General features: G+C 63.8%; 20 protein-coding genes and 1 pseudogene. 8 read left to right on the forward strand and 13 right to left on the reverse strand.

Features of this window, described 5'->3' with window-relative positions:
* Positions 1-286: 286 nt before the first annotated feature.
* Positions 287-3004, forward strand: coding sequence for a DUF2339 domain-containing protein (locus A39O_RS0123345; protein ID WP_020507089.1), 2718 nt, complete (start codon positions 287-289; stop codon positions 3002-3004).
* A 2-nt stretch (positions 3005-3006) separates the two neighbouring features.
* Here the strand turns inward: A39O_RS0123345 and A39O_RS34800 are convergent, their stop codons facing one another.
* The 3 genes from A39O_RS34800 to A39O_RS34805 form a co-directional block, all read right to left on the reverse strand.
* A complete protein-coding gene (locus tag A39O_RS34800) occupies positions 3007-4968 on the reverse strand; it encodes a nickel-dependent hydrogenase large subunit (RefSeq protein ID WP_020507090.1) in 1962 nt (653 codons plus the stop codon).
* Between the two features lie 87 nt (positions 4969-5055).
* Entirely contained in the window at positions 5056-6162 is a 1107-nt protein-coding gene (locus A39O_RS0123355; RefSeq protein ID WP_211211698.1) for a hydrogenase small subunit, read from the reverse strand.
* Between the two features lie 119 nt (positions 6163-6281).
* Positions 6282-6833: a hydrogenase expression/formation C-terminal domain-containing protein gene (locus A39O_RS34805; protein ID WP_020507092.1), complete on the reverse strand. Its 552-nt coding sequence runs from the start codon at positions 6831-6833 to the stop codon at positions 6282-6284.
* A gap of 349 nt (positions 6834-7182) precedes the next feature.
* On the opposite strand from A39O_RS34805, the gene A39O_RS43255 reads away from it, so the two are divergent.
* Entirely contained in the window at positions 7183-8139 is a 957-nt protein-coding gene (locus A39O_RS43255; protein ID WP_020507093.1) for a Uma2 family endonuclease, read from the forward strand.
* Here A39O_RS43255 and A39O_RS0123375 read toward each other — a convergent pair.
* The 4 genes and pseudogenes from A39O_RS0123375 to uvrA all read right to left on the reverse strand — a co-directional run bounded on the left by A39O_RS0123375 (position 8119) and on the right by uvrA (position 13236).
* On the reverse strand, positions 8119-9045 hold the full coding sequence (locus tag A39O_RS0123375; RefSeq protein ID WP_020507094.1) for a DUF1848 domain-containing protein: 927 nt from the start codon (positions 9043-9045) through the stop codon (positions 8119-8121). The two genes, A39O_RS43255 and A39O_RS0123375, sit on opposite strands and share 21 nt — an antisense overlap.
* A gap of 169 nt (positions 9046-9214) precedes the next feature.
* Positions 9215-9643 (reverse strand): annotated as a pseudogene (locus A39O_RS0123380) (HipA domain-containing protein); the annotation flags it as partial.
* Positions 9644-9726: 83 nt separating this feature from the next.
* Positions 9727-10005 carry a helix-turn-helix domain-containing protein gene (locus tag A39O_RS0123385; protein ID WP_020507096.1) on the reverse strand — a complete coding sequence of 93 codons (279 nt, stop codon included), beginning with the start codon at positions 10003-10005 and terminating at the stop codon, positions 9727-9729.
* Positions 10006-10407: 402 nt separating this feature from the next.
* Entirely contained in the window at positions 10408-13236 is a 2829-nt protein-coding gene (uvrA, locus tag A39O_RS0123390) for an excinuclease ABC subunit UvrA (RefSeq protein ID WP_020507097.1), read from the reverse strand.
* A 304-nt stretch (positions 13237-13540) separates the two neighbouring features.
* Between uvrA and A39O_RS0123395 the strand changes: the two genes are divergently transcribed.
* Positions 13541-14920 carry an MFS transporter gene (locus A39O_RS0123395; RefSeq protein WP_020507098.1) on the forward strand — a complete coding sequence of 460 codons (1380 nt, stop codon included), beginning with the start codon at positions 13541-13543 and terminating at the stop codon, positions 14918-14920.
* 57 nt (positions 14921-14977) lie between these two features.
* The gene (ssb, locus tag A39O_RS0123400) at positions 14978-15466 is read left to right on the forward strand and encodes a single-stranded DNA-binding protein (RefSeq protein WP_040528583.1); all 489 of its coding nucleotides are present in this window, start codon (positions 14978-14980) and stop codon (positions 15464-15466) included.
* Between the two features lie 175 nt (positions 15467-15641).
* On the opposite strand, the gene A39O_RS37030 is transcribed toward ssb, so the two are convergent.
* The 4 genes from A39O_RS37030 to A39O_RS0123420 are packed head-to-tail and all read right to left on the reverse strand — an operon-like array spanning position 15642 to position 20416.
* Positions 15642-16616, reverse strand: a complete 975-nt coding sequence (locus A39O_RS37030) for a Gfo/Idh/MocA family protein (protein ID WP_020507100.1) — start codon at positions 16614-16616, stop codon at positions 15642-15644.
* Complete coding sequence (locus tag A39O_RS0123410; RefSeq protein ID WP_026199685.1) at positions 16613-17563, reverse strand: MDR/zinc-dependent alcohol dehydrogenase-like family protein; 951 nt, start codon at positions 17561-17563, stop codon at positions 16613-16615. Before A39O_RS0123410 ends, A39O_RS37030 begins: the two co-directional genes overlap by 4 nt.
* A complete protein-coding gene (gene ptsP / locus A39O_RS0123415; RefSeq protein WP_026199686.1) occupies positions 17563-19824 on the reverse strand; it encodes a phosphoenolpyruvate--protein phosphotransferase in 2262 nt (753 codons plus the stop codon). The genes A39O_RS0123410 and ptsP overlap by 1 nt, the downstream gene beginning before the upstream one ends.
* 52 nt (positions 19825-19876) lie before the next feature.
* Positions 19877-20416: an RNA pyrophosphohydrolase gene (locus A39O_RS0123420; RefSeq protein WP_026199687.1), complete on the reverse strand. Its 540-nt coding sequence runs from the start codon at positions 20414-20416 to the stop codon at positions 19877-19879.
* A 634-nt stretch (positions 20417-21050) separates the two neighbouring features.
* Here A39O_RS0123420 and A39O_RS0123425 point away from each other — a divergent pair.
* The 3 genes from A39O_RS0123425 (at position 21051) to A39O_RS0123435 (ending at position 23421) form a co-directional block, all read left to right on the forward strand.
* Positions 21051-21707: a histidinol-phosphatase gene (locus tag A39O_RS0123425; RefSeq protein WP_020507104.1), complete on the forward strand. Its 657-nt coding sequence runs from the start codon at positions 21051-21053 to the stop codon at positions 21705-21707.
* Positions 21708-22114: 407 nt separating this feature from the next.
* Complete coding sequence (locus A39O_RS0123430) at positions 22115-22906, forward strand: IPTL-CTERM sorting domain-containing protein (RefSeq protein WP_020507105.1); 792 nt, start codon at positions 22115-22117, stop codon at positions 22904-22906.
* A gap of 281 nt (positions 22907-23187) precedes the next feature.
* Entirely contained in the window at positions 23188-23421 is a 234-nt protein-coding gene (locus A39O_RS0123435; protein WP_020507106.1) for a DUF433 domain-containing protein, read from the forward strand.
* A gap of 134 nt (positions 23422-23555) precedes the next feature.
* Here the strand turns inward: A39O_RS0123435 and A39O_RS37035 are convergent, their stop codons facing one another.
* Positions 23556-24140, reverse strand: a complete 585-nt coding sequence (locus A39O_RS37035; RefSeq protein WP_020507107.1) for an SEL1-like repeat protein — start codon at positions 24138-24140, stop codon at positions 23556-23558.
* Between the two features lie 182 nt (positions 24141-24322).
* Positions 24323-24670, reverse strand: coding sequence for a hypothetical protein (locus A39O_RS0123445; protein WP_020507108.1), 348 nt, complete (start codon positions 24668-24670; stop codon positions 24323-24325).
* A 482-nt stretch (positions 24671-25152) separates the two neighbouring features.
* Here A39O_RS0123445 and A39O_RS39125 point away from each other — a divergent pair.
* Positions 25153-25457: helix-turn-helix domain-containing protein (locus tag A39O_RS39125; protein ID WP_157640363.1), on the forward strand; the 305-nt coding region annotated here is incomplete at its 3' end.

A 25457-nucleotide genomic window follows, 5' to 3' on the forward strand; every position in this document is an offset into this window, starting at 1 on the left:
ACCAAAAAAAAGCGCGACCTGAGTCGCGCCTTAAAGTTACCACCAAAGGAGGATGGAGGAGTGCACCGAAGCGCGGTCGCTTCAGTACATCAACAGTTTCTTATATACAGGTTCCCTTGTCAAGTCCTCCAGAGTCTGATAATGCGCGCGCGGGCACATTTTCAGTTCAGCGTGCAGTCGGGTGTCGGCGTGACTTTTTCGGTCATGGCAACACTTTAGTTTAGTTGGTTTTTCCTGCGTTTCGTCAGCCCGCGGGTGCCGTCTGTCGGAACTGGAGTGAGTCGCGATGCTGCCCGTCTTGTTTGCACTGCTCGGGATCGCGATCGGCGGGCCGCTGTTCGGTGACTGGTTCGCCTCCGCGCTCGCCGGTCTTGCCCTCGGTCTGATCCTCGATCTGCGTCGGCGGGTGGCGGCCCTGGAGCTTGAGCGTGCGCTCAGACGCTTGCGCGAGAGCGTGCCGGCACCGCGGCCGCTGACTGAACAGACCACTGAACGGACGGCCGAACCGGATTCGACACTGCTGTTCTCGCGGTCCGTGCCGCCGACCCGCGCGGTCACGACCGCGCAGACCGCTGCCGCGTCGGAGATCGACATCCTCGCCGAGTGGGACAGGCCGACCGGCCGGGCCGGATCCGCGCGCGCCGACGCCGCGGCCACCGGCGCGGCCGAGCCCTGGTGGGTCCTGGCCCGCAACTGGCTCCTGGGCGGCAACCTCATGGTGCGAGCCGGCGTGGTGGTGTTGTTCTTTGGTGTCGCCTTTCTGCTCAAGCTCGCCGCGGAACACGCCTTGCTGCCCATCGAGTTGCGGTTGAGCGCGGTCGCCGTCGGCGGCCTGCTGCTGCTGTCGCTCGGCTGGCGCCTGCGGCAGTCCCGGCCGCTCTACGGGCTGGCGCTGCAGGGCGGCGGGGTCGGGTTGTTTTATCTCACCGTGTTCGCGGCGCTGCGGCTCTATGCCCTGATTCCGCCCGGCCCCGCCTTCGCGGTCCTGGCGGTGGTGGCCGCCGGTGCCGCCGCCCTGGCCGTGCTCCAGAACGCCCAGGTGCTGGCGGTACTCGGTGCTGTCGGCGGCTTTCTGGCACCGGTGCTGACCGCCGCGGGGACCGACAGTCATGTCGGTCTCTTTTCCTACTATCTGGTGCTCAATCTCGGCATCCTGGTGATCGCCTGGTTCCGCCCCTGGCAAGCGCTGAACCGGGTGGGTTTCGTCTTCACCTTCGTCATCGCCTCCTTATGGGGCTATCGGTTCTATCGGCCGGACCAGTTCGCCGGCACCGAGCCCTTCCTGATCGCCTTCGCGGTCCTGTACGTGGCCGTGGCCCTGCTGTTCGCGCGCCGCCAACCGCCGGAGTCGCGCGACCAGGTGGATGCGAGTCTGGTGTTCGGTGTTCCGCTGGTGGGGTTCGCGCTCCAGGCGGGGCTGGTGCAGCGGTATGAGTACGGTCTGGCCTGGAGCGCGTTTGCCGCGGCGGTCTTCTATAGCGGTCTGGCCGGCCTCGGGTTCGTGCGCCGCGGCGCCGTGCCGCGACCGCTGACCGAGGTCTTCCTCGCCATCGGAGTGGTCTTCGCTACCCTGGTCGTGCCCTTGGCCCTGGATGCCCGCTGGACCGCGGGGTTGTGGGCTTTGGAAGGTGCGGCCATGGTGTGGGTAGGCGGTCGTCAGGGCCGGCTTGAACCCCGCCTGTTCGGTTATCTGCTGCAGATCGGGGCGGCACTGGCCTTGCTCCTGGCCGTCTGGGAGGCGCCGGCGGAATTGCCCGTGCTGAACGGTCTCTTCGTCGGCGCACTCTGCGTCGCTCTTGCCGGGGTCTATACCGCGTGGCATCTTCAGCGTCACCCGGAGGCGGTTCCCTGGGAAACGCTGCTGTATCGGCCGTTCCTGGTTTGGGGGCTGCTGTGGTGGTACGGCGCCTGGATCACCGAGATCGCCGACCAGGTGGGCCAGGCGCAGCCGCTGGTCACCGCGTTGGCGCTCTGTTTCACCGCGTCCGCACTGCTCGCCGATCGGCTGCGCTGGACGCTCCCCTGGCCGGATTTGCGTTGGCCGGCCCGCGCACTGCTGCCCCTGCTCTATCTGCTGTTGCCGCTGGCCGGCTGGTTACTCGACCATCCATTCACGGGCTGGACGCTGGCCGGGTGGGGAGCCGGACTGCTGGGCCACCTCTATCTGCTCCGCCGGGAGGAGGACGGCGTGGCGTCCGAACCGGCGCTGCTCGCCCTGCTGCATCAGGCCGGGTTCTGGCTGGTCCTGATCCTGCTCTCCTGGGAGTCCGCCTGGCGGCTGGATCACTGGATGCAAGGTGCCGACACCTGGCCGTCCCTGGCCTGGGCACTGATCCCGGCGGCCGGGATGCTCACCTTGCGGCACCTGGGCGGACGCCTCCCCTGGCCGGTGTCGGCGCACCCGCGGGTGTATCGGGAGCAGGCCCTGGTGCCGGTCGGCTGCTTCCTCTGGGGCTGGGTCCTGGTGTCCTGTCTCGTCAGTCGGGGCGACGCCACTCCCTTGGCCTATCTGCCGCTGCTGAATCCGTTGGACATGGGTATCGGGCTCGCCCTGCTGGTGCTGGCCGATTGGCTCTATCGGGTCGGCCTGGACGGCGCCGCCGCGGCACCGGACCGACCGGCCTGGCGTTGGTCCTTCGCCCCCTGGGCACTGGGGCTCACCCTGTTTCTCTGGCTCAACAGCGCCTGGTTCCGGACTGCCTATCACTGGCTGGGTGTGAGTTTCTCGCCCGCGGCCATGCTCGGCTCCCAGACCGTCCAGGCGGGGCTGGCTGTACTCTGGGCCTTGGCCGGGCTGATCTGCATGGTGCTGGGCCACCACCTGGCGCAACGCCGGGCCTGGTTCGCGGGCGCCGCGCTCATGGGTGTGGTGGTGCTCAAGCTGTTCCTGGTGGACCTGTCCAGTTCAGGTACCCTGGCACGTATCGTCGCCTTCCTGTCAGTGGGCGTGCTGCTCCTGGTCGTCGGCTATTTCGCGCCGCTGCCGCCGCGCGCGAAGGCGTGATCCTAGGATGCGCAACGCATGTCCGACACTCGGGTGGTCGAACAGACGCCATGATTCACATCCACCTGGACCAACGGCTTGCCGTCCGGGTCGACGATATGGACTGCGCAGCCGATGCAGGGGTCAAAACTGTGAATCGTCCGCAGCACTTCCAGCGGCTGCTTGAGATTGGCCAGGACATGGCCGCGCAAGGCCTCTTCATAAGGCCCGGGCACGCCGACGAGATCACGCGGTCCGGCATTCCATTGACTGGCAACGACACATTGGTAGTTATCGATCAGGCCTGAGACACGATTGAGCTTCACCCAGTGACCCAGAGCTCCGCGCGGTGCTTCGGTGAAACCGAACCCCACCTGCACGGGCCACAGATTAGGCTGTTGAAGGCGCGTAAAGGTGTTGGGATTCCAATAGGCACCCGCTTTGTTGTTGTAATAAAGCTGATACCATCCGGCGTAGGCTGCGGTACCCGCCGCCGTGTCGGCCGCCCGACCGGCGATCTGGTCGGCGATAATCTTGGTCTCCAGTACGCGGCAGAAGATTCGCCCCAGAGTGGAATTCAGCTGCGTGAAAGTAAGCCCCAGACCGCCCTGCGCCGTTGGATTGATCCAGAGTTGCTGCACATACTTGCGGACCAGCTTGTCCGTGGGTTGGGCGTTCGCGGTGCCGCCCCGTGCGTGCATCGTCAAAATATGCGCCAGCGGCCCGACTTCCATCGGCTGATCGTCGTAGCGGGGTGACTTGATCCAGGAATACCTGGCATTTTCATCAAGCATGTATTTTGAGGTGCCATCGGGATTACGGCCTTGATCAGGCAAGGGCCCGTCGTAATACAGCTCGGTCTCGCCAACGGACGGATGCTCACCGGTATCCGAGCCCAAATACCAGGCATGGGCGACATTCTCGGTCACCATTTTCTCATCGAAGGGGGTCAGCGTCGTCGGCGCATCTGCCCAGATCACGCCTTGGGGAATAATGTAACCGGCAGGATAGTCGATCGCGCCATCAGTGAACTCCCGCTTCACCAGTGCCGGGTCCGGGAACTCGCCGTAGCACAAGAAATTACCAGCGGTTGCACCAAAATTTGCCCACTCCTTATAACGCTTCGCCACCAAGATCACGTCGGGCAGATAGACCTGATCGACAAAGGCCTTCATCCTCGTCACGGCGGTCTTGATAGTCGCCAACCCCTCGGTGTTGAGCGAGGTGCCCCCCTTTTCATCATTGACCGTACCGGTGTTGCTGCTGAGGGTGCAGGGCATGCCGCCTACCACCAGATTGGGATGGGGGTCCTTACCGCCGAAGACCGAATGCAGCTTGACCACCTCCCGTGCCCAGGCCAGCGCCTCGAGATAGTGGGAGACCAGCAACAGGTTTTCTTCCGGGCTCAGTTTGTACGCGGAGTGACCCCAATACCCATTGGCGAAGAGGCCAAGCTGACCCCGGCTCACCAGGTTGTTCAGCTTGTTCAGGACAGTCTGAAAATAGGCGGCGTTCGGGAGCGCGCCGTTGTTCGGCTTATAAGTGCCATTGTTGATCCTGGCCAAGGCGGCGGTCCTGGTCGGATTCGCTTTCATCGCACTGACCACATCCACCCAGTCCAGCGCGTGGAGATGGTAAAAATGCATCACATGATCGTGGACATACTGTGCGCCGATCATCATGTTGCGGATGTAGTCGGCATTCTTGGACACCTTGATACCGATCGCGTGCTCTACGGCGCGCACCGAGGTCAATCCATGTACTACGGTACAGACGCCGCAGATCCGCTGGGTGAAGGCCCAGGCATCCCGAGGGTCGCGGCCCTGGAGGATTTTCTCCAGCCCCCGTACCATCGTACTGGCGCTGAGTCCGGGGTCCGTAATGGTGCCGCCGCCCATGCCGTCCGGCACGGCATGCGCTTGGATGCGCAAATGACCCTCGATGCGGGTAACGGGATCGATGATAACGTTCGGGGTGGCAGCCATTCGCGTTCTCCTGGCATTTCGTATCTGTTTATGGTCGCGGTAGGAATGGTAAGGGACCCATCCGACCGATGGCCCCTGGCGGTTGCTCTAGTCGTCATCACCACCGATATCGTCATGACAGGTGTTGCACGGAAGGCCGCGAGTATGGCCGGATCCCGCGGCGATCGGGATGTAGAACCCTTTTTCATTTCTCCGGTTGGGACGATCCCAGAAATCCGGCTCTGAGCACCCGATGCACCCATGTCCGGACATCATCGGGAAACTGGTGCCCTGGTTCCAGCGGATACGTGAGCAGGCGTTATGCGTGACCGGACCTTTGCACCCAAGCATATACAGGCATTTGCCTTTGCGGGAGTTGGCATCATCGAAGGCCCATGCCAACGGACCCTCCTCAAAGGATTCTTTGCGATAGCAATCCTCATGAACCGTATCGCCATAGAACACGGTGGGACGGCGCAGTGAGTCAAGCGTCGGCATCCCTTGACTCAGGTAGTACAGAATGACGCCGGTAATCACCTCGGGAATCGGCGGGCACCCCGAGATGTTGATCAATGGCTTGGAAATTCCGAGGTCAGCCATCAGATCGCCGATCGAAAGTGCATCAGTCGGATTGGGGTCGGCCTTGGGCAGACCGCCAAAACTCGCACAGGTCCCGACGGCGACGATCAAAGCCGCATTCTTGGCGGCATCTCGAAAACGGGCGACGCCGCTGCGTTCGCCACTGATAAAGTAGCCGCTATCCCAGCGGGCAGGGATGGACCCATCCACGACCAGGACATAATCTGACTGGTCGGTGACCGACAGGAGTCGTTCCTCCGCCTGATCGCCTGCCGCCGCCATCAGCGTTTCCTGGTAATCCAGCGAAATCATGTTCAGAATCAGATTTTCGATGGTCGTGCCGCCGCTGAAGGCAAAAGAGTTGACCATGGACTCCAGGCAGCCCGTGCATTCCTGAAATGACATGTAGACGACCGAAGGCAAGGTCGTCGAAGTGGCGGCCTGTGCCAGTCGCGGCACCATCGATTGCGGCAGCGCAAGCAGCGACGCCAGTCCCGCGCAATAGGACATGAAGCGTCGCCGGCTGATGCCGAGCTGCAATAGCCGCTCCACCGTTGCTTCGTCGAACGTGACGCCGTCGCTCGAATCCGCCTGCATGTGTGAGTGATCCGATCTGCTCGGTAAATCGGTGCTCATGGTCGTATCTCCGCATTTTGTGTTTTGCGCGGAGGTGATGACTGCCCACCCCCGCCGTAGGCCTGCCGGGCTCAGTCCCTGGATGGCCGGACAGGTCCTGTCGATGACGTCGCCATCCCCTAAACCGGTGAGGGTTCCGCGAGCGTCTGTCGAAGACGCAGTAATCCGGCACGCATATCGATAACATGGGTTTTCAGGATGTCCGGAACTTCCGTGATTTCGATCAGCTCCGTCACGATACCGCCCTGCTCGTTGCGATGCGTTACCCACCAAACGCCAGGATATTGCGTTTCTCTGATCTCAACTGTGACATCGCTATCAACCGTGGCGCTCACCTCGCCCGCGGACAACGCATCCTTAAGCGACTGATAAGTGGCCGCGTCCATCTGCGGCATCGCTCGCAGATCGATGACGGTAGCGAGTCTTGATTCAAGGAATTGCGCGAGGGTGTCCGCAACGTTATTCAGAACTGCTGTCACCAGGGGCGACGCGTTGCCCCGGCTTTCGCCAGGATCGGCCTGTACCGGAATGTCACTCAAGCGGGTCATGGGGTCGGGGTCGATGCAGTTAGGGGTATTGGACAAGGCATCATACGCCTTGGAAGCTGAAAGATACCTTAACGCCTGGACCCGCAGCCGCTGCGGTGTAGGGCCACCGAGGGCCTTGGTCATCAACCCGGCCCCCCGTCCGTGCCCGGCTCACGAGCAACATATTTTTCAGTGGCTTAAGGCTGTATACGAATATAAACTGCGCGGTTCTATCCGGTATTTCGATCAAGGCTGTCGCCGGCCTTGATCGTAATCCCGATCGGGGGTATGCGTAGTCAGGGCTTCCAGCCCTGACGGTGTCAGGCCAGGATGGCCTGACTACGCACACGGCGCGCCCAAGTGACCGGAATACTGAAGCGGGAAGGCGGGGGAAAAGGCGCGCGAGATGGTATAGGATTTGACGAAAATCGCCTGACCGCCGACGTGAACACCAAGTCGCCGGCGCGGCGCCCGGACCTCACTGGAGCACGCAATGTCCAACACTGCCCTGCGGATGCCGAGCCTGCCCACCGAGGACGACCTGCCCTGCGACGACGGAGAGCCCATGGAGACCTTGCGCCACCGGTTGCAGATGGAACTCCTGATCCACTCGCTCGACCCTTGGGCCCAAGCGCGCGGCGACTGTTTCGTCGGCGGCAACATGTTTCTCTATTTCAGCAGCGAGCAAGTGCGCGGCAAGGACTTTCGCGGCCCGGACTTTTTCGTCGTGCTCGGCGTGTCGCCCCGCGAACGCAAGAGTTGGGTGGTCTGGGATGAAGAGAAAGGGCCGGACCTGATCGTCGAACTGCTCTCCGAGAGCACCGCGCACACCGACAAGACCGAGAAAAAGCGCATCTACCAGGACCGTCTGCGGGTCGCCGAGTATTTCTGGTACGACCCCTGGACTCCGGAGGACTTCGCCGGCTTCACCCTGACGGACGGGCGGTACCGACCGCTGCTGCCGCGCACCGTGGGGCGGATACCCAGTCCACTGCTGGGGCTCGACCTGTGCTGGTGGGACGGCAGTTACGGCGGTGTCGAGACCCGCTGGATTCGTTGGTCCACGCCGGATGGTCAACTGCTGCCGACCGCGGCCGAGGCTGCCATTGCCGCGGCTGAAGTGGCCCGGTTGGAGGCTGATGCGGCAAAAGCAGGGGCCGAAGTGGAGAAATCGAAGGCCGAAGTGGCGAAGTCGGAGGCTGAATTGGCGAAGTCAGAGGCTGAAGTGGCAAAGGCGAAAGCTGAATTGGCAAAGTCGGAGGCTGAAGCCGCCAACTCAGCGGCCGAAGCTGCCAAGTTGGAAGCCCAAGCGGCCAAGTCGCAGGCCGCAACCGCTATCCGCCAACTCGACGCCGAGGCCGAGCGCGCGGCGGCGGCCGAGGCCCGCGCCCGCGCTGCCGAGGCGGAGCTGGCACGGCTGCGGATGCGCCTACCGGACTCCGCTCGCTGAGCTGCCGGAAACGGCCTTGATCATCGATGCCGATTCCGGATCGCGCGCCGCGTGATTCGCCCCGGCAGCCTTGAAGCTGCGCGTGGCGTAACAATAGGCGCAGCCGAAGAGACAGGAATCGTACATACCGATATCACGGCTTTCGACACAACCGCAGGCCTGGCGTTGTCCCTTGTCCTTGGTGTGGCTGACATCAATCCCAAAGGTGTCCCGGATCAACTGGTCATCAATACACTTGCCGGGCGCAATGCCGGCCGCGGTCAGATCAATCGTCTCGGCGCAACTCTGGATTCGCAATGAATGCGCTTGCGCGATCTGCGCCAGTTGTCGCATCAGTGGTTCGTCCCCTGCGGCAGCGTAAGCCCGGTACCGGAACTCAGGCTGTTCTTCTCCCAAGCGACCCAGCCGCCGGGCCGCCTTGGCATAGGGATCGAGGATGCTGATCACGACACCGCGGGTGGCGCCGTCCAGCGCCTTCGCAATGCGTGCGAAGTTCTCCAGATGAAAGTGGTGATCCGTTGTGCTGGACAGCAGGATCGGATCATAACGCCAGACCACCCGCTCAGGACCGATGGCGTCGGCAAGACGGCGAAAGGCAGCGGCAGCCCGGTCCAGGGGCGGCGAATGGGGATCGATGGCCGCGGGATAGTTGACCAGGGTGTACTGGAAATAAAAGCGATAGCCGCGTCCCTTCAATTCCGCGACGGCTTTCAGGAAGGGGGCGGCCCAGCGTGTCCAGAAGACCAGCAGGGTCCGCTCCGGACTCAACGCGACCCGCGACACCTGCTTGCTGTTGAATGGATTGGGCACGGCGCACCAGCCGGCGCGCACCCGGCGCATGAACCACTGGCCGTAGAAGGCCGGAATGTCGGTGCGGCGGCTGGTGCTGATGATGTGGGTGTTCATGAAAGGCGGTCGTGTGCTTCAATTATATCGTGGAACAGATATTGCTTTTGGACGTGATAACCGGACGTAGGGGCGGGTTTCAAGCCCGCCCCTACACGAAGGTCTGTCTGGATGTCAGGTGCGAACGCTATACAAGCTGAGCGTAAACGGAGGGTCGGCGTGGTCTGGATCAGGCTGATGGCCTTGTGTCCGTTCTGGCGTACGCCAAGCCGGTTTCCCACGCGGCGCTGAGCTTCGTACGCAGCGTTGATGCGATGCGGTCATCGTTTTTCGCTTGCTGCAATGTTTCGGTCATGGCTTGGGCGATGTGCTGAATGACAACCGCTGGGTTGGCAACGCCGCAAACACGCCGTCCGAACGCCATGAGCGCTTCGTTGGTCGGATAGGCCTTGGTTTGATGACGACCGCGCAGCAGTTTCAGCGCCATGGTCCTGTCTTCCAGCTCGGGACCGCCTTCGTAGCGGGTGTAGCGGTAAATGGCGGTGGTGACGACATCGAACATTGGCGCCAGCCAGGCATCGCGGGCCGAACGATACAGCAGCCCAAAGTTTTTCAAATGAGCATCGCCATTGCGCACCATCACCGAAAAGGCGACCTGCTCGAAGAACCGAGAGGGAGCGCTTCAGCAACTGGCCGGCACTGCGATCGTCGCCGATGGCAACCTCCAGCAACGGGATTTTGTCAGGCAGCATCCTCGTCGTCCTCGTCCAGCCTGAACCGGTCAGCAACTTCCTGCATGGTCGGGAGACCGGCTTTTTCCAGCCGCATCGCGAGACCCAGTGCCGCGAGCACCGCCATCAGCGAGGAGAGGGTGATGTCTTCGCCGCTCTCGAGGCGATAGATCACTTCACGCACCTTGCCGGCACGTTGCGCGAGATCTGTTTTTGACAGGCCGAGGGCTTGACGCCGTGCACGTATCTGCGCGCCAAGCTCATCAGGCAGGCGGATCCTGTCAGTCATAGCTTACAGTCTTGGACGAAAGGCGTCATTTTGCAAGTTATAACTGACAGGACGCGTCGAAATTGCGCATCAGCTGGGTGAGTGCCCGACTAGCAGCCTGTCGGACTTTAGGCGATTTCCGAATAAGACGCTATCAAGAATCAAGCTCCGTAGGAGCCCGCTTGCGGGCGACGTGACCTGCCGGAATCGCGTCATTGTGCCCCNCCCGTCGCCCGCAAGCGGGCTCCTACGGGTTGGATGCGTCATTGTGCCCCCACCTCCTACGGGTTGGATTTTTCGCGGAAATCACCTTACGTTAGATTGTGGAGCAACAAAAAGCCTTTATGTTGACTCGCACCCTAATCCTAGGGGCTAAGTCCGACAGGCTGCTAGGAAACTTCAGTTCTCCGGTGATAGGGGACCTCACCACCCCCGCTCCAGCAACGGCATCAAGAACCGCCCCGTATGTGATCGCGAATCGGCGGCAATCTGCTCCGGCGTACCGACCGCGATGATTTCACCGCCCTTGTTCCCGCCCTCCGGTCCCAGATCGATGATCCAGTCGGCGGTCTTGATAACGTCCAGGTTGTGCTCGATGACGATGACGGTGTTGCCGTGGTCGCGCAGGCGGTGCAGGACGTCGAGCAATTGCTTCACGTCGTGGAAGTGCAAACCGGTGGTCGGTTCGTCCAGGATATAGAGGGTGCGGCCGGTATCGCGCTTGCTGAGTTCACGGCTGAGCTTGACCCGCTGCGCCTCGCCGCCGGAGAGGGTGGTGGCGCTCTGGCCGAGGGTGACGTAGGACAGGCCCACGTCGACCAGGGTCTGGAGCTTGCGGTGGATGAGCGGCACCGGGGCGAAGAAGGCGAGGGCGTCTTCGATGGTGAGGTTCAGCACCTCGTCGATGGTCTTGCCCTTGTAGCGGACTTCCAGGGTTTCGCGGTTATAGCGGCGGCCCTTGCAGGTGTCGCACTGGACATAGATGTCCGGCAGGAAGTGCATCTCGACCCGGATCAGTCCGTCGCCCTTGCAGGCTTCGCAGCGTCCGCCTTTGACGTTGAAGCTGAAGCGGCCGGGGCCGTAGCCGCGCGAGCGCGCCTCCGGGACCATGGCGAAGAGGTCCCGCACCAGATTGAACAGGCCCGTATAGGTCGCCGGGTTGGAGCGCGGGGTGCGGCCGATGGGACTCTGGTCGATGTCGACGATCTTGTCGAAGTGGTCAAGGCCCTCGATCGCCCGATGGGGTGCGGGGCTCGCGCTGGCGCCATTGAACAGCCGGGCGGCGGCCGGGAACAGGGTGTCATTGATCAGGGTGGATTTGCCGGAGCCCGAGACGCCGGTGACACAGCAGAAGGTACCGACCGGGATGGCCGCGTCCACACACTTCAGGTTGTTGCCGTCGGCGCCCAGGATGCGCAACTGGCGCTCGGGGTCCGGCGCAGTCCGCGGTGACGGGATGCGGATGCGCAGGTCTCCGGACAGATAGCGTCCGGTCAGCGACTCGGGGTTGGCGGCGATCTGCGCGGCGGTGCCCTGGGCGACCACCGCGCCGCCATGGACCCCGGCGCCCGGCCCCATGTCCACCACCAGATCGGCGGCGCGGATCGCTTCCTCGTCATGTTCGACGACGATCACGGTGTTGCCGATGTCGCGCAGGTGGGTGAGTGTCTTGAGCAGCCGCGCGTTGTCGCGCTGGTGCAGGCCGATGGAGGGCTCGTCCAGGATATACATGACGCCGACCAGGCCGGCGCCGATCTGACTGGCGAGCCGGATGCGCTGAGCCTCGCCGCCGGAGAGCGTCTCGGCGCTGCGCTCCAGGGTCAGATAGTCCAAGCCCACGTCGGTGAGGAAGCGCAGGCGGGTGGCGATCTCGCGGGTGATGCGGGCGCCGATCTCACCGCGGCTGCCGGGCAGGCTCAGGGTCTCGAACCAGGCCAGGGCGTCGCCGAGCGGCAGCGCCGAGAGCGTCGGGAGGTTACGGTCGGCGACGAAGACATGGCGCGCCGACTCATTCAGCCGGGCGCCGCCGCAAGCCGGGCAGGGTTGGTGCGAAATGTAGCGGGCCAGCTCCTCGCGTACCGCGCTGGAGTCGGTCTCGCGATAGCGCCGCTCCAGGTTGGGGATGATCCCCTCGAAGGGGCGCAACTTACCGCTGCCGTGCTCATGGGGCAGCTTGAGTTTGAGCTTGTCTGTGCCGGAACCGAAGAGCACCACCTGGCGCGCCTGCTCCGGCAGGTCGACCCAAGCCGCCTCCAGTTCGAACCCAGAGTGTTCGGCCAGGGCGCTGAGCATCTGGAAATAGTAGCCGTTGCGTCGGTCCCAGCCGCGCACGGCGCCGTCGGTCAGGCTCCGGGCCGGTTGGGCGACGACTTTGGCCGGATCGAAGAACTGTTCGACCCCAAGGCCGTCGCAACTCGGACAGGCCCCGGCCGGGTTGTTGAACGAGAAGGTGCGCGGTTCCAGTTCGGCGATGCTGTAGCCGCAGACCGGGCAGGCATAGTTGGCGGAGAAGGTGATCTCCGGTGCGGCGCCGTCGGCGTCCATGGCCGCCACCCGCGCGGTGCCGCCGGAGAGGGCGAGCGCGGTCTCGAAGGACTCGGCCAGGCGCAGTTGCAGGTCGGCGCGCACCCGGAAACGGTCGATGACGACCTCGATGTCGTGCTTCTTCTTCAGATCCAGGTCGGGCGGGCTGTCCAGTTCATACAAGGCGCCGTCGATGCGCGCCCGCACGAACCCCTGGGCGTGCAGTTCGGCGATCAGACGCTGGTATTCGCCCTTGCGCGCCGATACCACCGGAGCCAGGAGCATCAGCTTCTCCCCCTCCGGCAGGGCGAGCACCTGGTCGACCATCTGCGAGACCGTCTGCGCCTGGAGGGGCTCGCCGTGCTGCGGGCAGCGCGGGATGCCGACCCGGGCGAACAGCAGGCGCAGGTAGTCGTAGACCTCGGTGATGGTGCCGACGGTGGAGCGCGGATTGTGTGAGGTGGTCTTCTGCTCGATGGAGATGGCGGGGGACAGGCCCTCGATGTGGTCCACATCGGGCTTCTCCATCACCGACAGGAACTGACGCGCGTAGGCCGAGAGCGACTCCACATAGCGGCGCTGGCCTTCGGCGTAGATGGTGTCGAAGGCGAGCGAGGACTTGCCCGAGCCCGAGAGCCCGGTGAGTACGATAAGCTGGCCGCGCGGCAGATCCAGGTCCAGGTTCTTGAGATTGTGGGTGCGGGCGCCGCGGATGCGGATACTGTCCATGAGGGGGCTCGATCGGCTGGGCTGAGGGCGGGATTCCTATTATGCGGAGCGGGGGCCGGCTGGCGCAAAACTGCGCTGACGGTCATGCGACGGCGAGGACCTACCCTGCCAGACGAAGGTCTCCCGTGGGAGCGGCCTCCGGCCGCGATGGGGTACCGCGGTGAATGTCGATGGTCGCGATCTCGTGAGGCCTATCGCGGCCGGAGGCCGCTCCCACGGGATCTCCAGGCCGTGTTCTGCTTCCCGCCGGGTGAAACTGGTATCATGCAAGACACTGTTATCTCCACGCACTGTTGCGTTGCCCGTGAAGCCTGCCAAACCCGAGATCATTCCCCTGACTCCAGACGAGCGCCGCGCCTCGGTCGGCCTGGCTGGTATCTATGGCCTGCGCATGTTGGGCCTGTTCCTGATCCTGCCGGTCTTCGCGCTCTATGCGGGCGGGGTCAGCGGGGCGACGCCCTTGCTGATCGGGCTCGCCATCGGGGCTTACGGACTGACGCAGGCGCTCCTGCAGATTCCTTTCGGGATGCTCTCCGACCGCATCGGGCGCAAGCCGGTGATCTTCGGCGGGCTGGCGATCTTCGTGCTGGGGAGTGTCATCGCCGCCCTGTCCACGACCATCGAAGGCATCATCATCGGGCGGGTGATTCAGGGGGCCGGGGCAGTCTCGGCGGCGGTGACCGCGCTGGCCGCCGACCTGACCCGCGATGAGGTGCGCACGCGCGCCATGGCCGGGGTCGGGGCGAGCATCGGCATCGCCTTCGGGCTCGCCTTCATCCTGGGGCCGGCCATCGCGCAAATCTGGGGGCTCGCCGGCGTCTTCTGGGCGACCGCGGTGTTGGCCTTCGGCGGCATTCTGGTCCTGTGGTTGGTCGTGCCCAACCCGCGGCGCCGTTCAGTCCACCGCGACGCGGAGCCGGTCGCGAGCCAACTCGGCGGAGTGCTGCGCGACGGCCAGTTGCTGCGGCTGAACTTCGGCATTTTCTCGCTGCACCTGATGATGACCGCCATGTTCCTGGTCATCCCCCCGTCCATCGTCGCGGCCGGCGTGGCCGCCGCCGATCATTGGGAGGTCTATCTGCCGGTGCTGCTGGTCGGTCTGGGCGCGATGGTGCCTTTTATCATCATCGCGGAAGGGCAGGGACGGGTGAAGCAGGTCTTTCTCGGCGCCATCGCCGCGGTCGGGCTGGCCGCGCTCGGTTTCTCGTTCTGGGCGACCAGCCTGGTGCCGCTCTTGATTCTGCTGGCACTGTTCTTCACTGCCGTGAACGTGCTTGAAGCGCTGCTGCCGTCCATCATCTCCAAGATCGCCCGCGCCGGGGCCAAGGGCACCGCCATGGGCGTCTACTCCACCTCCCAGTTCATCGGCGCCTTCCTGGGCGGCATGACCGGGGGGCTGGTCCATCAGTCCTTCGGAACGCCGGCGGTGTTCCTGTTCGCCGCGGTCTCGGCCCTGGCCTGGATCCTGGTGGCCGCAACCATGGCCGCGCCGGAGCGGGTCAGCAATCAGATGATCCGCCTGGGGTCGATCGACACGGACGGGATCCTCGCCCTGGAGCAGCAATTGCTGGCCGTGCCGGGGGTGCGCGATGCGGTGGTGGTGCCGGAGGAGGGGGTTGCCTATCTCAAAGTGGACAGCCGGGCGCTCGATTCGGCAAGATTACAAGCCTTTGCCGCGGCCTGAGGGCCGCGGCTAATCGATCAGTTATTTTTTGCCCGCTTGGGCGGGTGCGAGGAGATCATGTCCAGAGGCGTCAACAAAGTCATCCTGATCGGCAATCTCGGCAACGAGCCGGACGTGCGCTACATGCAGAGTGGCGACGCGGTCGCCAATGTCAGCATTGCCACCAGCGAGTCCTGGAAGGACAAGAACACCGGCGAGACGCAGGAGCGCACCGAGTGGCATCGGGTCGTGTTCTTTGGCAAGCTCGCGGAGATCGTCAAGCAGTATCTCCACAAGGGCTCCAAGATCTATGTCGAGGGCCAATTGCGCACCAAGAAGTGGCAGGATAAGGAGGGGCATGATCGCTATACGACCGAGGTCATTGTCGGCGTCGGCGGCACCATGCAGATGCTTGACGGTCGCCCCGGCGGCGGCTCGTCAGTTCCCTACGACGATGCCCCCCGTGCCCAGCCGGCAGCGGGCGGCGCCCGCCCGGCGCCCGCGTCTGCTCCCGCTGCCCCCGAGCAAGGCGGCGGTATGCCTTTCGACGACGATATCCCCTTTTAAATCAACGCAGCGCTTCACTTCTGTGGGAGCGGCCTCCGGCCGCGATGAGGTGACGTGCGCAACCCCGATGGTCGCAATCCCGCGAGGCCCCATCGCGGCCGGAGGCCGCTCCCACGGGATCGCGGCGAAACAGGCTGAGCAACTGAAGCTGACGGTGCTTCAACGATCACCGTGCTCAGTCAAGGTTCATTGAGACTGGCCGGGTCCCCGTCGCGGCGGACCGGTAGCAGGCCTCCGCCATCCTGAGCGCGGCAATCCCATCCGCGAGCGGCACCGGGCAGGCGCCGCCCTCATCGAGCCAGCGGCAGAAAGCGGCCAGGGTCGGCGGCAGGGTCGGCCGATCGCCGGGCTCGGCGATGACCCGCCGCTCCCGCCCTGCGATCCACTCCACCCGGCCGGCCAGATAATCCACCCAACATTGACCCCGGGTGCCGACCAACTCCAACAGGGCGCTGCGGCTGTGCGAGAACTTGGCGACCTCACAGGTGGCGATGAGCGGCCGGTCGGCGTACTCGAAGCGGGCCTCGAACAGATCCTCGAACGGGTGCCCGAGCAGTGCGCGGGTGCAGGCACTGACCCGATCGGGCGTCGCCCCGGCGAACCAGCGGACCAGATCGAACCCGTGGACCCCGGTCAAAATCACCGAACCGCCGCCTGCCAGCGTCCGGTCCCGCTGCCAGGCAATGGCATTCGGCTCCAGCCGTTGCGCGACGCGGATGCGGTGGAGTTCGCCCAGGTCCGGCAGCCGTGCGCGGGCGCCCAGCAGCGCCGGAGCGTAACGCAAGGTGTGGGCGACCATCACGCGCGCGTCCGCGGGCAGCGCGGCGGCCAGGGCCAAGGCGTCCGCCAGGTTCGCCGTCAGCGGCTTCTCGGTGAGCACCGGCTTGCCCGCCCGCGCCGCCGCCAGAATCGGCGCGGCATGGGCGCCCGGCGGGGTGGCGACGATGACCGCGTCGACCGCCGGGTCCGCGATCAGCCCGGACCAGTCGCGGTGCGCGCGCACGCTATAGCGTCCGGCCAGCGCCGCCGCAGCGGTCTGGTCCTGCCGCCAGAGTGCCGTGGGCCGCGCGCCGGGCACATCACCCGCCGCCAGATGTCGCAGGTAGCGCTCGCCGTGGGCGCCGCAGCCGAGGATGGCGAATCCGATCATGTCCCGATCAGCACCTTGAGCACCCCCCGCTCGCGGCTGCGCGCAAAGGCGGCGAGTCCATCCGCAAGCGGGTAGACGGAGTCGATCAGATAACCCAGGTCGATGCGGCCGGAGGCCAGCAGCGCCAGGGCCGCGGGGAAGGGGCCGCAGCGCGAGCCCAGGATGCGGATCTCGTCGACCACGATGCTGCTGAGGTCGATCGTCGCGTTGCCCTGGTAGGTGCTCTTGAGGACGAGCGTGCCGCGCGGGCGCACCGCCTGGCGGGCGAGGGCGAAACCGGCGGCGGAGCCGGTGCATTCGATGACGATGTCGCAGTCGGTCGGTGCCGGGTCTGGTTGGCAGCGGGTGGCGATGTCGAGCCGTTCCAGATGGGCAAGCTTGTCCGGATGACGGCCGAGTACGGTCAGCCGACAGCCGGTGGGCCGCAGTGACTGGGCGATGAGTTGGCCGAGTTTGCCGTCGCCGACCACCAGGACCCGATCGTCCGGGCCGATCTGCATCTGCTCCTGGATCTCCAGGGCCGCGGCCAGGGGCTCGGTGAAGACTGCCTGTGCGGGGGAGACGCTGTCCGGGACCGGATGCAGGTTGGCGATGGGGACAGCCAGCCGTTCGGCGAAGGCGCCGGGGCGACCGCGGATGCCGATGACCTGCCGGTTGGCGCAGTGGTTGGCGAGCCCGGCCAGGCAGCGCGGGCAGTGTCCGCAGGCCAGGTTGATTTCGGCGACCACGGTACGGCCGAGCAGGTGCGGCGGACCGGACTCGACCACGCCGACGAACTCATGACCGGGGATGCCGGTGAAGGGGTAGAGCCCCTGCACGAGCTGGTGGTCGGTGCTGCAGATGCCGCGCAGGATCGGCCGCAGCAGGCACTCGCCGGGGCCGGGCACGGGCTCGGGGAGGTCGCCGTGCAGGGTGAGTTGCCGGTTTTCGAGCCAGAGCCCCAGCATCACCGTCCCGGCCGCACCAAGCCCGCCAGGCCCAGGGTGTCGAGTGTATTGAACAGCAGTCGGCGTACGGAGGCCGCGTCTTCGCATTGGAGCGCGGCTTTGAGGACTTCGCGCGCGCGCCCGCGGCTGATGCTGCGGATGACCCGCTTGACCCGCAGCAGGCTGCTCGCGCCCATGCTGAGGCTGTTCACACCCATCCCCAGCAACAAGATCGAGGCCATCGGGTCGCCCGCCATCTCGCCGCAGATGCTCACCTCGCGGCCATGCACACGGGCGCCCACCAGCACCTGCATCAGGGCGCGCAGCACGGCCGGGTGGAGATCGTCGAACAGCTTGGCAACATGCGGATTGTTGCGGTCGACCGCGAGCAGATACTGGGTCAGATCGTTGGTGCCCACCGAGAGAAAGTCCACCCGCCGGGCGATGGCCTCGGACTGGTAGACCGCGGCGGGAACCTCGATCATGGCCCCGATCGGCGGCATCTTGACCTGATAGCCTTCTTCCAGCAGTTCATCGTGGGCGCGCTGGACCAGGGTCAGGGATTCGTCGATCTCACTCACGGTGCTGATCATCGGGAACAGCAGTTGCAGATTGTCGAGCCCGATGGCGGCACGCAGGATGGCGCGGATCTGGGTGATGAAGATTTCCGGATGGTCGAGGGTGATGCGGATGCCGCGCCAGCCCAGGAAGGGGTTGGCCTCGTGCATCGGGAAATAGGGCAGGGGTTTGTCGCCGCCGATGTCCAGCGTGCGGATGGTCACCGGCCGCGGGGCGAAGAGCTCCAGCACCCGCCGGTAGTTGGACATCTGCGCCGCCTCGCTGGGGAAGCTGTCGCGCACGATGAACGGCAGTTCGGTACGGTAGAGTCCCACGCCGGCGGATTCCTCGATCCCCAGCGGGCGGCTCTCCGAGACCAGACCGGTGTTCAGGTACAGCGGCAGCAGATACCCGTCGGTGGTCTCGGCCGGCAGATGGCGCAGGGACTGGAGTTCGTGCGTCATGGCCCGATCGTCCTCGGCCATGCGCTGATACTCGGCGCGCACCGCGGGGCCGGGGGCAACATAGACCCGGCCGCGGTAGCCGTCCACCACCATATCGCGGCCTTCGACCCGCCCCACCGGCAGGTCCGCCACGCCCATGGCGGCGGGAACACCCATGCCGCGTGCCAGAATGGCGACGTGCGATGACCCGGAGCCGCCGGTGGAGACCATGCCGACGAAGCGCTCGCGCGGCACGTCCGCGATCTGCATCGCCGAGATTTCCTCACCCACCAGGATGGTCTTGAGCGGATATTGAATGGGCGCGGCGGTGAGGTTCTGCAGCCGCGTGAGGATGCAGCGGCCCAGGTCCCGCACGTCCGTGCCGCGCTCGCGCAGGTAGGCATCTTCCATCGCATCGAAGACCCGGGCGTGTTCGGCGATGGTCGCCCGCAACGCCCCCGGTGCCCAGTTGCCGGCACGGATGCGCGTCAGAGTGCCGTCGATCAGGGTGTCGCTCTCCAGCATCAGGCGCCAGGCGTCGAACAGGGCCATGTCCTCGGCGCTGAGGTTGGTCGCAGTCCGCAGGGCCATGCGGTCCAGGTCCTCGGCCACGTCCTGCACCGCGTTCCGGAAACTTTCCTCTTCGACCTCGGGGTTGTCGATACGCCGGTCGGGGATGGCGTCCAGATCGGCCGGCGGGTAGACCACCACCGCGGTGCCGATCCCGATGCCGGGCGCGGCGGGCAGGCCGGGCAGGAAGCGCTGCGGGATGCCTTCGTCCTGCAGGCGCGCCAGTTCGCCATTGATGCGGGCGTAGGTGATGGCGCCCGCGAGTTGCGAGGCGAGGGTGACGACAAAGGTGACTTCTTCTTCCTGGTAGTGCCGCTGCTCCAGTTGGCGCAGCACCAACACCCCCAGGACCTTGCGGTTCTGGATGATGGGCGCCCCCAGAAAGCCGTGAAACCGCTGTTCACCCGTGTCGGTAATGCAGAGATAGCGCGGATGGGCGGCGGCGTCGTCCAGGTTGATGGGCTCCGCGCGTTCGCTCACCAGTCCAACCAGGCCGCGCCCCAATTCGATGCGGACCCGACCCACAGCCGCCTGGCGCAGACCGTCGGTGGCCTGGAGGATGTGGCGGCGGTTGTCGTAGTCGTTCAAATAGACAGAGCAGACATCGGCGCCCACGGCCTCCTTGACGCGGCGGACGATGATCGCCAACGCCTGCTCCAGGTCGGGGGCGTTATCGACCTCGTGGACGATGCGACGCAGGGATTCGAGCATGCGGATCATGGTCGAGCGAGACTTCCTTTAACCGAGAAAATGCAGTTCCGGATCAGCGACGCCGCTGACGCAGAAAACCAGTGGCACGGGGCGGCAGCTCGTTGCGGTCGGGCACCCCGTCCGGGTACAGCAGGGGCGCGAGTTCCTCAAGCGCCAGCTCGTAGACCCGGCGTTTGAAGTAGACCACCTCGTGCAGCGGTTGCCAATAACGCACCCAGCGCCAGGCGTCGAATTCCGGCTTCTCGGTCTTGTCGAGGCAGAACGCATCCTCGCCGCAGTCGACCCGCAGCATGAACCAGATCTGCTTCTGGCCGATGCAGGTCGGGCCGCAATGGCGGCGGATGTAACGCTTGGGCAGGTGATAGCGCAGCCAGCCTTGGGTGCAACCGAGGATCGTGACATGTTGAGACTGGAGGCCAACTTCCTCCTCAAGCTCCCGAAACATGGCCTGCGCCGGGGTTTCGTCGCAGTTGATCCCCCCCTGAGGAAACTGCCAGGCGTTCTGACCTACCCGCCGGCCCCAAAAGAGGCGGCGTTCCTGGTTCGTTAGAATAATGCCCACATTGGGGCGGAAACCGTCGCGGTCGATCAAGGAACCGTACCCCGCCTTGTTGTGGCTTTCATTCTTCCACATTCGGATTAGGGCGGGCAAGCAAGAGATTTGCATAAGCGATTGCCGTTGCACGGCTTTCCACGGGTCGCGCTGCGTTGCGCGGGCGCACTCGGGCGCGGGTGGTGCCAACCGCCTCCTGCCGCGGGTCCGGACGGCGCAGGTTTCGCGTCCGGCTCGTGACTCCGGAGAACGCCACCTGTCCCTAAAAAAGTGAGAAAAAGCAATGGAATTGGTCCTGGTTGCGGACGCTGACGGTGGCCGCGCGGCGGGCCGTCCGCGGTGTGCGAACACCTGGTATCGCATTCGGACGTGATAACCGGACGTAGGGGCGGGTTTCAAACCCGCCCCTACATCAAGGGTTCAGGTACAAAGGCTATATCGCCTTCATACCTGAGATCCGGACAGCGCCTTGGCGGCGGTGCGGGCTTAAAACCCGCTCCGATATGCGGTTATTGTGCTTGGCGCCGATAACACCGTGTCTGTTCGTTGTTCATTCGCGCTGTTCGGGCAGGACGGTGTTACTTCGGGTTGAACCCTTGGTCAGATCAGGCACAATGCGGCCAACGACGCGTCGTGCCGGTGTCCGGGCACGAACCGGAACAGGAATTACAGTATGGCTTTGGCGATCTTCGACCTCGACAACACCCTGCTCGCCGGGGACTCCGACCACCTGTGGGGGCAATTTTTGGTCGCCCAGGGGCTGGAAGACGGCACCGAGTTCGCGCGCACCAACGACGCCTTCTATCGCGACTACCAGGAAGGAAGCCTGGACATCGACGCCTTCCTGCGCTTCTCCCTGCGCCCGTTACGCGATCATCCGCCGGAACTCCTGGAGTCTCTGCGTGCCCGTTTCGTCCGCGAATGCATCGAACCGCTGATGCTGCCCGCCGCCCGCGCACTGATCGACCGCCATCGGGCGGCCGGGGACACCCTGCTGATCATCACCGCCAGCAACACCTTCATCACCGCGCCGACCGCGGCGCTCTTCGGCGTCCCGCACCTGATCGCGACCGACCCGGAAGTGCATGACGGCCGCTTCACCGGCGCGGTGTCCGGCATCCCGTCCTTCCAGGCGGGCAAGGTCGCCCGGCTGGAGGTCTGGCTCGCGGCCCAAGGCGAGTCCCTGGCGGGCAGCAGTTTCTACAGCGATTCACACAACGATCTGCCGCTGTTGGAGCGGGTCGATCGGCCGGTGGCGGTCGACCCGGACGCGGTCTTGCGTGAGGCGGCACTGGCGCGCGGCTGGGACATCCTGTCCTTGCGCGGCTGAGGGCACGGCGACCAAGCCGCCGCCAACGCGCACGGGGTCAGGCGATTCTCAGGAATCAAGCTCCAGCCTGCGCATGCCTGCAAGGTTCTTAGTGCGATAGGCGCGACTGTAGGGGCGATTGGAGGGGCGACTTTAGTCGCCCCGCCACCTCGGCCTCGGTCGATCCTCTCCCTCACCTTATCCCTCCCTATACCGAAGCGGCCTGGTTGGACCCCGTAGGGCGTCCGGCGGTCCAGGAGACTTTGAAGGCGGAGGGGCTGGCTGGTTAATCGCGGTGGGAGCGAACCGTCAGGGGCAACGCCGGTCCGCACAGTGCCGCAACGAACCTCCTTGTTTTTCTCAGAAGATTGATCTAAGCTTTTTCGATTTACTTTTTGTGTAATTTTTTCCGATTGCATGGGGGAGAAATGCCCTTCGCTGTACGCTTCATTCTCGGGTTGCTCGCGTTTGGCAACGTCGGCAACGCGCTGGCGGCACTGACCGCCGATTATCAGTTCCAGCACACACTGACGAGCACGGTCGGGGCGGCCCCCGCGCTGACCGATGTTGGTCCAGGCACGAATGGATTCGCCATCGAAACCGTCGATGGCAAGAACCGCACCGTATTGACGTTTCCGAGGGGCAATGGACTCCAACTGGCGCCGACAACCGGCGTCACGACCAGCTCCACCTATACGATCGTCCTGCTCGCCCGACTGCTCGACACCACCAATTTTCGTCGGTATATCGATTTCAAGAACGGATCATCCGACACGGGACTGTACAACTCCAGCGGCCGTCTGGTTTTCTATGATTTTGCTCAGGGCGCTGGCACCCCGATCACCGCGAATTCCTACCGGCAGGTGGTAATCACGCGCGATGTCACCGCAACTGTCGTCGGCTATGTTGATGGTGTGCAGCAGTTCACTTTCAACGACAGTGGCGGCGGCGGGATCATCACGGCTAACACGTTGCGTTTCTTTGTCGATGATGCTACCGTATCTGGTGAGGACTCAGCGGGCGCGGTCGCGCGCATCCGGGTCTTCGATACCGCGCTGACGCCTGACCAAGTCGCAGCGCTTGGCCGCGCTCCCGCTCCCGCACCGGCGGGCGCCGTGGTGCCGGTTCCGACGCTTTCCCCGATCGCGCTGTTGGTATTGATGCTGCTGCTCGGTGCCGTGGTGCTGGCCGCAGGTCGAGCGAGGCGGTCGCCCCGCTAGCTGATATGGGTCGGCGCACCTGCCGAACATCGTTCAAAGTGGAAGCAATGCGTCCAGATGCGCCGCCGTGCACAAGGGCGGCACCGCACCCGGCGGGGCACCGGGATCATCCCCCGTGTGCAAGAAAATCAGCAGGCCCTGCACCGTTCGACTTTCAACGTTTCAACGTGCACACTCGTGGTTTCCCGGCTACGATATTATGTTACGTTCGCAACGATCTTTCACCCATTTGCCGCAAGGCCAGACTTAGGTAAACCCTCGTCGCTGTCGGAGTCAAAGTCATGACAACGAACGACCGAATACTGATCGATCCGGCCATCTGCCACGGTAAACCGGTCGTCCGGGGCACACGGGTGCCGGTGTCCATCGTCGTTGGGAGCCTGGCTGGCGGCATGGGTTTTGAGGAGGTCCAGCGCGAGTATGACCTGACCCAGGAGGAGATTCGCGCGGCGCTCGCCTTTGCGAGCGCGTTGGTTAACGAAGAATCCTTCCACCTGCTGCGCGGCGCGGCATGAGATTCCCGCTCGATGCCAACATGCCAAGATCGGCTTTGGCCCTGCTCGTGCAGCACCTCGCCGAAGCGCTCGATGTCGGCTTTGCTGACAAATCCCTTCCAATCGGGGACTCACTCCAGCAGCGGCCGAACGGCCTAATGACAGCGCCTTTGCTCATTAGGTCCGGCTGCCGCCGCCCAGGCGGCGCACTCCTCCGCTGATTCGAATTGCCCGGCAGCCTGACCTCCGGGAAGTGGATCGCCAAAGTGACGGTAAACGGCTTGATCGATGCGCTTTCTCCGATCGATCAGTTCCTGGACCGGTTGCTGATTCCCAGCCATCCGATCGCAACCGACGTCCGATAGCGGCGCCATCCGAATCTGTCGGCGGTCACAGGTCCAGAGCTCGACCGCCTCGCCGTCTTCGCACGTCTGTTCCGCGACACAGTGCTTTGTCTGTTCGACCAGGACCTTGGCATCCTTGTGGCCCAACCTTGCCGCGTCGATGAGCATTTGCAGCGCCTTGTCCGGGGCTGTTTCACCAGCCAGCCCCTGATCCAATATCCGGCCAACCAGGTACTTCGCCTCGACATTGCCCGACCTTGCGACCGGATACAACAGCGCGTAGGCATCCGCGTACCGACCGCTGCGGAACGCGTCAATCCCATCGGTCGCCATGTCCCCGGAAAGCGCGGGCACGATGCCCGCGAACGCCAGCGCGAAAAACAAGCTGCGTGTCATGTTGCCTCCTAAATGCATCTGACCGATCCAACCCAATAAAGTGGAAATAGAGCAAAACAGACGGCGCCAAGAGAGATGCTATCCGATGATACGGTAAGGCATCAATGGACCAGGATCAAATCTCCGGCCGCCATCCTGGGACCGCGGGCCGCCGGCCTGCACGCAATCGGAACACCCAGGCCCTATCGGCGTCGAACGTCCCCCGTCACTTTCTGAACAATCGATAAATACGTCCGTTCATTGGCGAAAGCCGCGAAAACAAACAGTACGATGGCCATCGCAAGGAACAGACAGGTCAGAACCACGATCGGCAACAAGGCTGTCGAGAGAGCCATCGTCGATTGAGGAATGGAATCGTCTTGCAGGCGAGTCAATACCGTGAATGGATTGGCCAGCAAAGGCACGAACCAGAACAGCGCGCCCGCAAGACTCGCCACACCGAACAGAAGAACGACGCCGACATAGCGCCAAGCGTTCGCCAATCTTGTTCGGTTTGCCAGGAACCGCACCTCTTGCTCACTCAAGTCCATGTTTGCTCCGGTATAAAGCCTCAGCTGTAGGGATGCCGGTTACCCGTCGCGCGCGCATTCACAGTGACCAGTGACCCGCTATAAGCGCCCAACGAAATAACTGTATGTAGGGGCGGGTTTCAAACCCGCTGCTAAGCCAACGCGGCCTTGATCTTCGTTCCTGCCGCAAGCAAACTAGAGGTCGAGGCTTTAGCCGGTCGATATCGTGTCTGCGCGACCCTGGTCCGGCTAAAGCCTCGACCTCCGGTCTGCGAGGCCTAGGTACTGGCCGGACCTATGATCAAGGCCAGTGGAAGGTTGTACTTGTATATCACTTCCATGATCTGCTCGCATAATTCCACAAGGAAATTTGCTCTTTTTCCCTAATTATAGCGCCCTAATGTGATATCTGGACAAATCATTGGTTCTCTGGAATTTTTTTCATATTGAATTGTCGTATATGTAGAAGCAACCGAGTTCTCAATAGAGGTTGGAGGTTTATCATGAAACGGGATTGGATGTCTGATGCGCGTCAAATTCCAGATGAAGTTATGACCTATTTACGTCAAATTGCTGTCTGCGCCGTCAATGAAAAGAACTATCATCCTGATGATGTAAGCAATGTGTTAGGAGTCAGTCGCAGTTCTGTTTATGATTGGCTACGCCGCTTCACCATTGATGGCTATGACGGGCTGGAAACACAGAAAGCCCCGGGAATGCCACCTCTCGTAACAAAGGAAATGGATCAATGGTTGAAAGACACGGTCGTCGAAAAAACGCCAGAGGATTTTGGGTACGAGACGCCGCT

The organism is Lamprocystis purpurea DSM 4197 (assembly GCF_000379525.1).
Classification (GTDB): Bacteria; Pseudomonadota; Gammaproteobacteria; order Chromatiales; family Chromatiaceae; genus Thiodictyon; species Thiodictyon purpureum.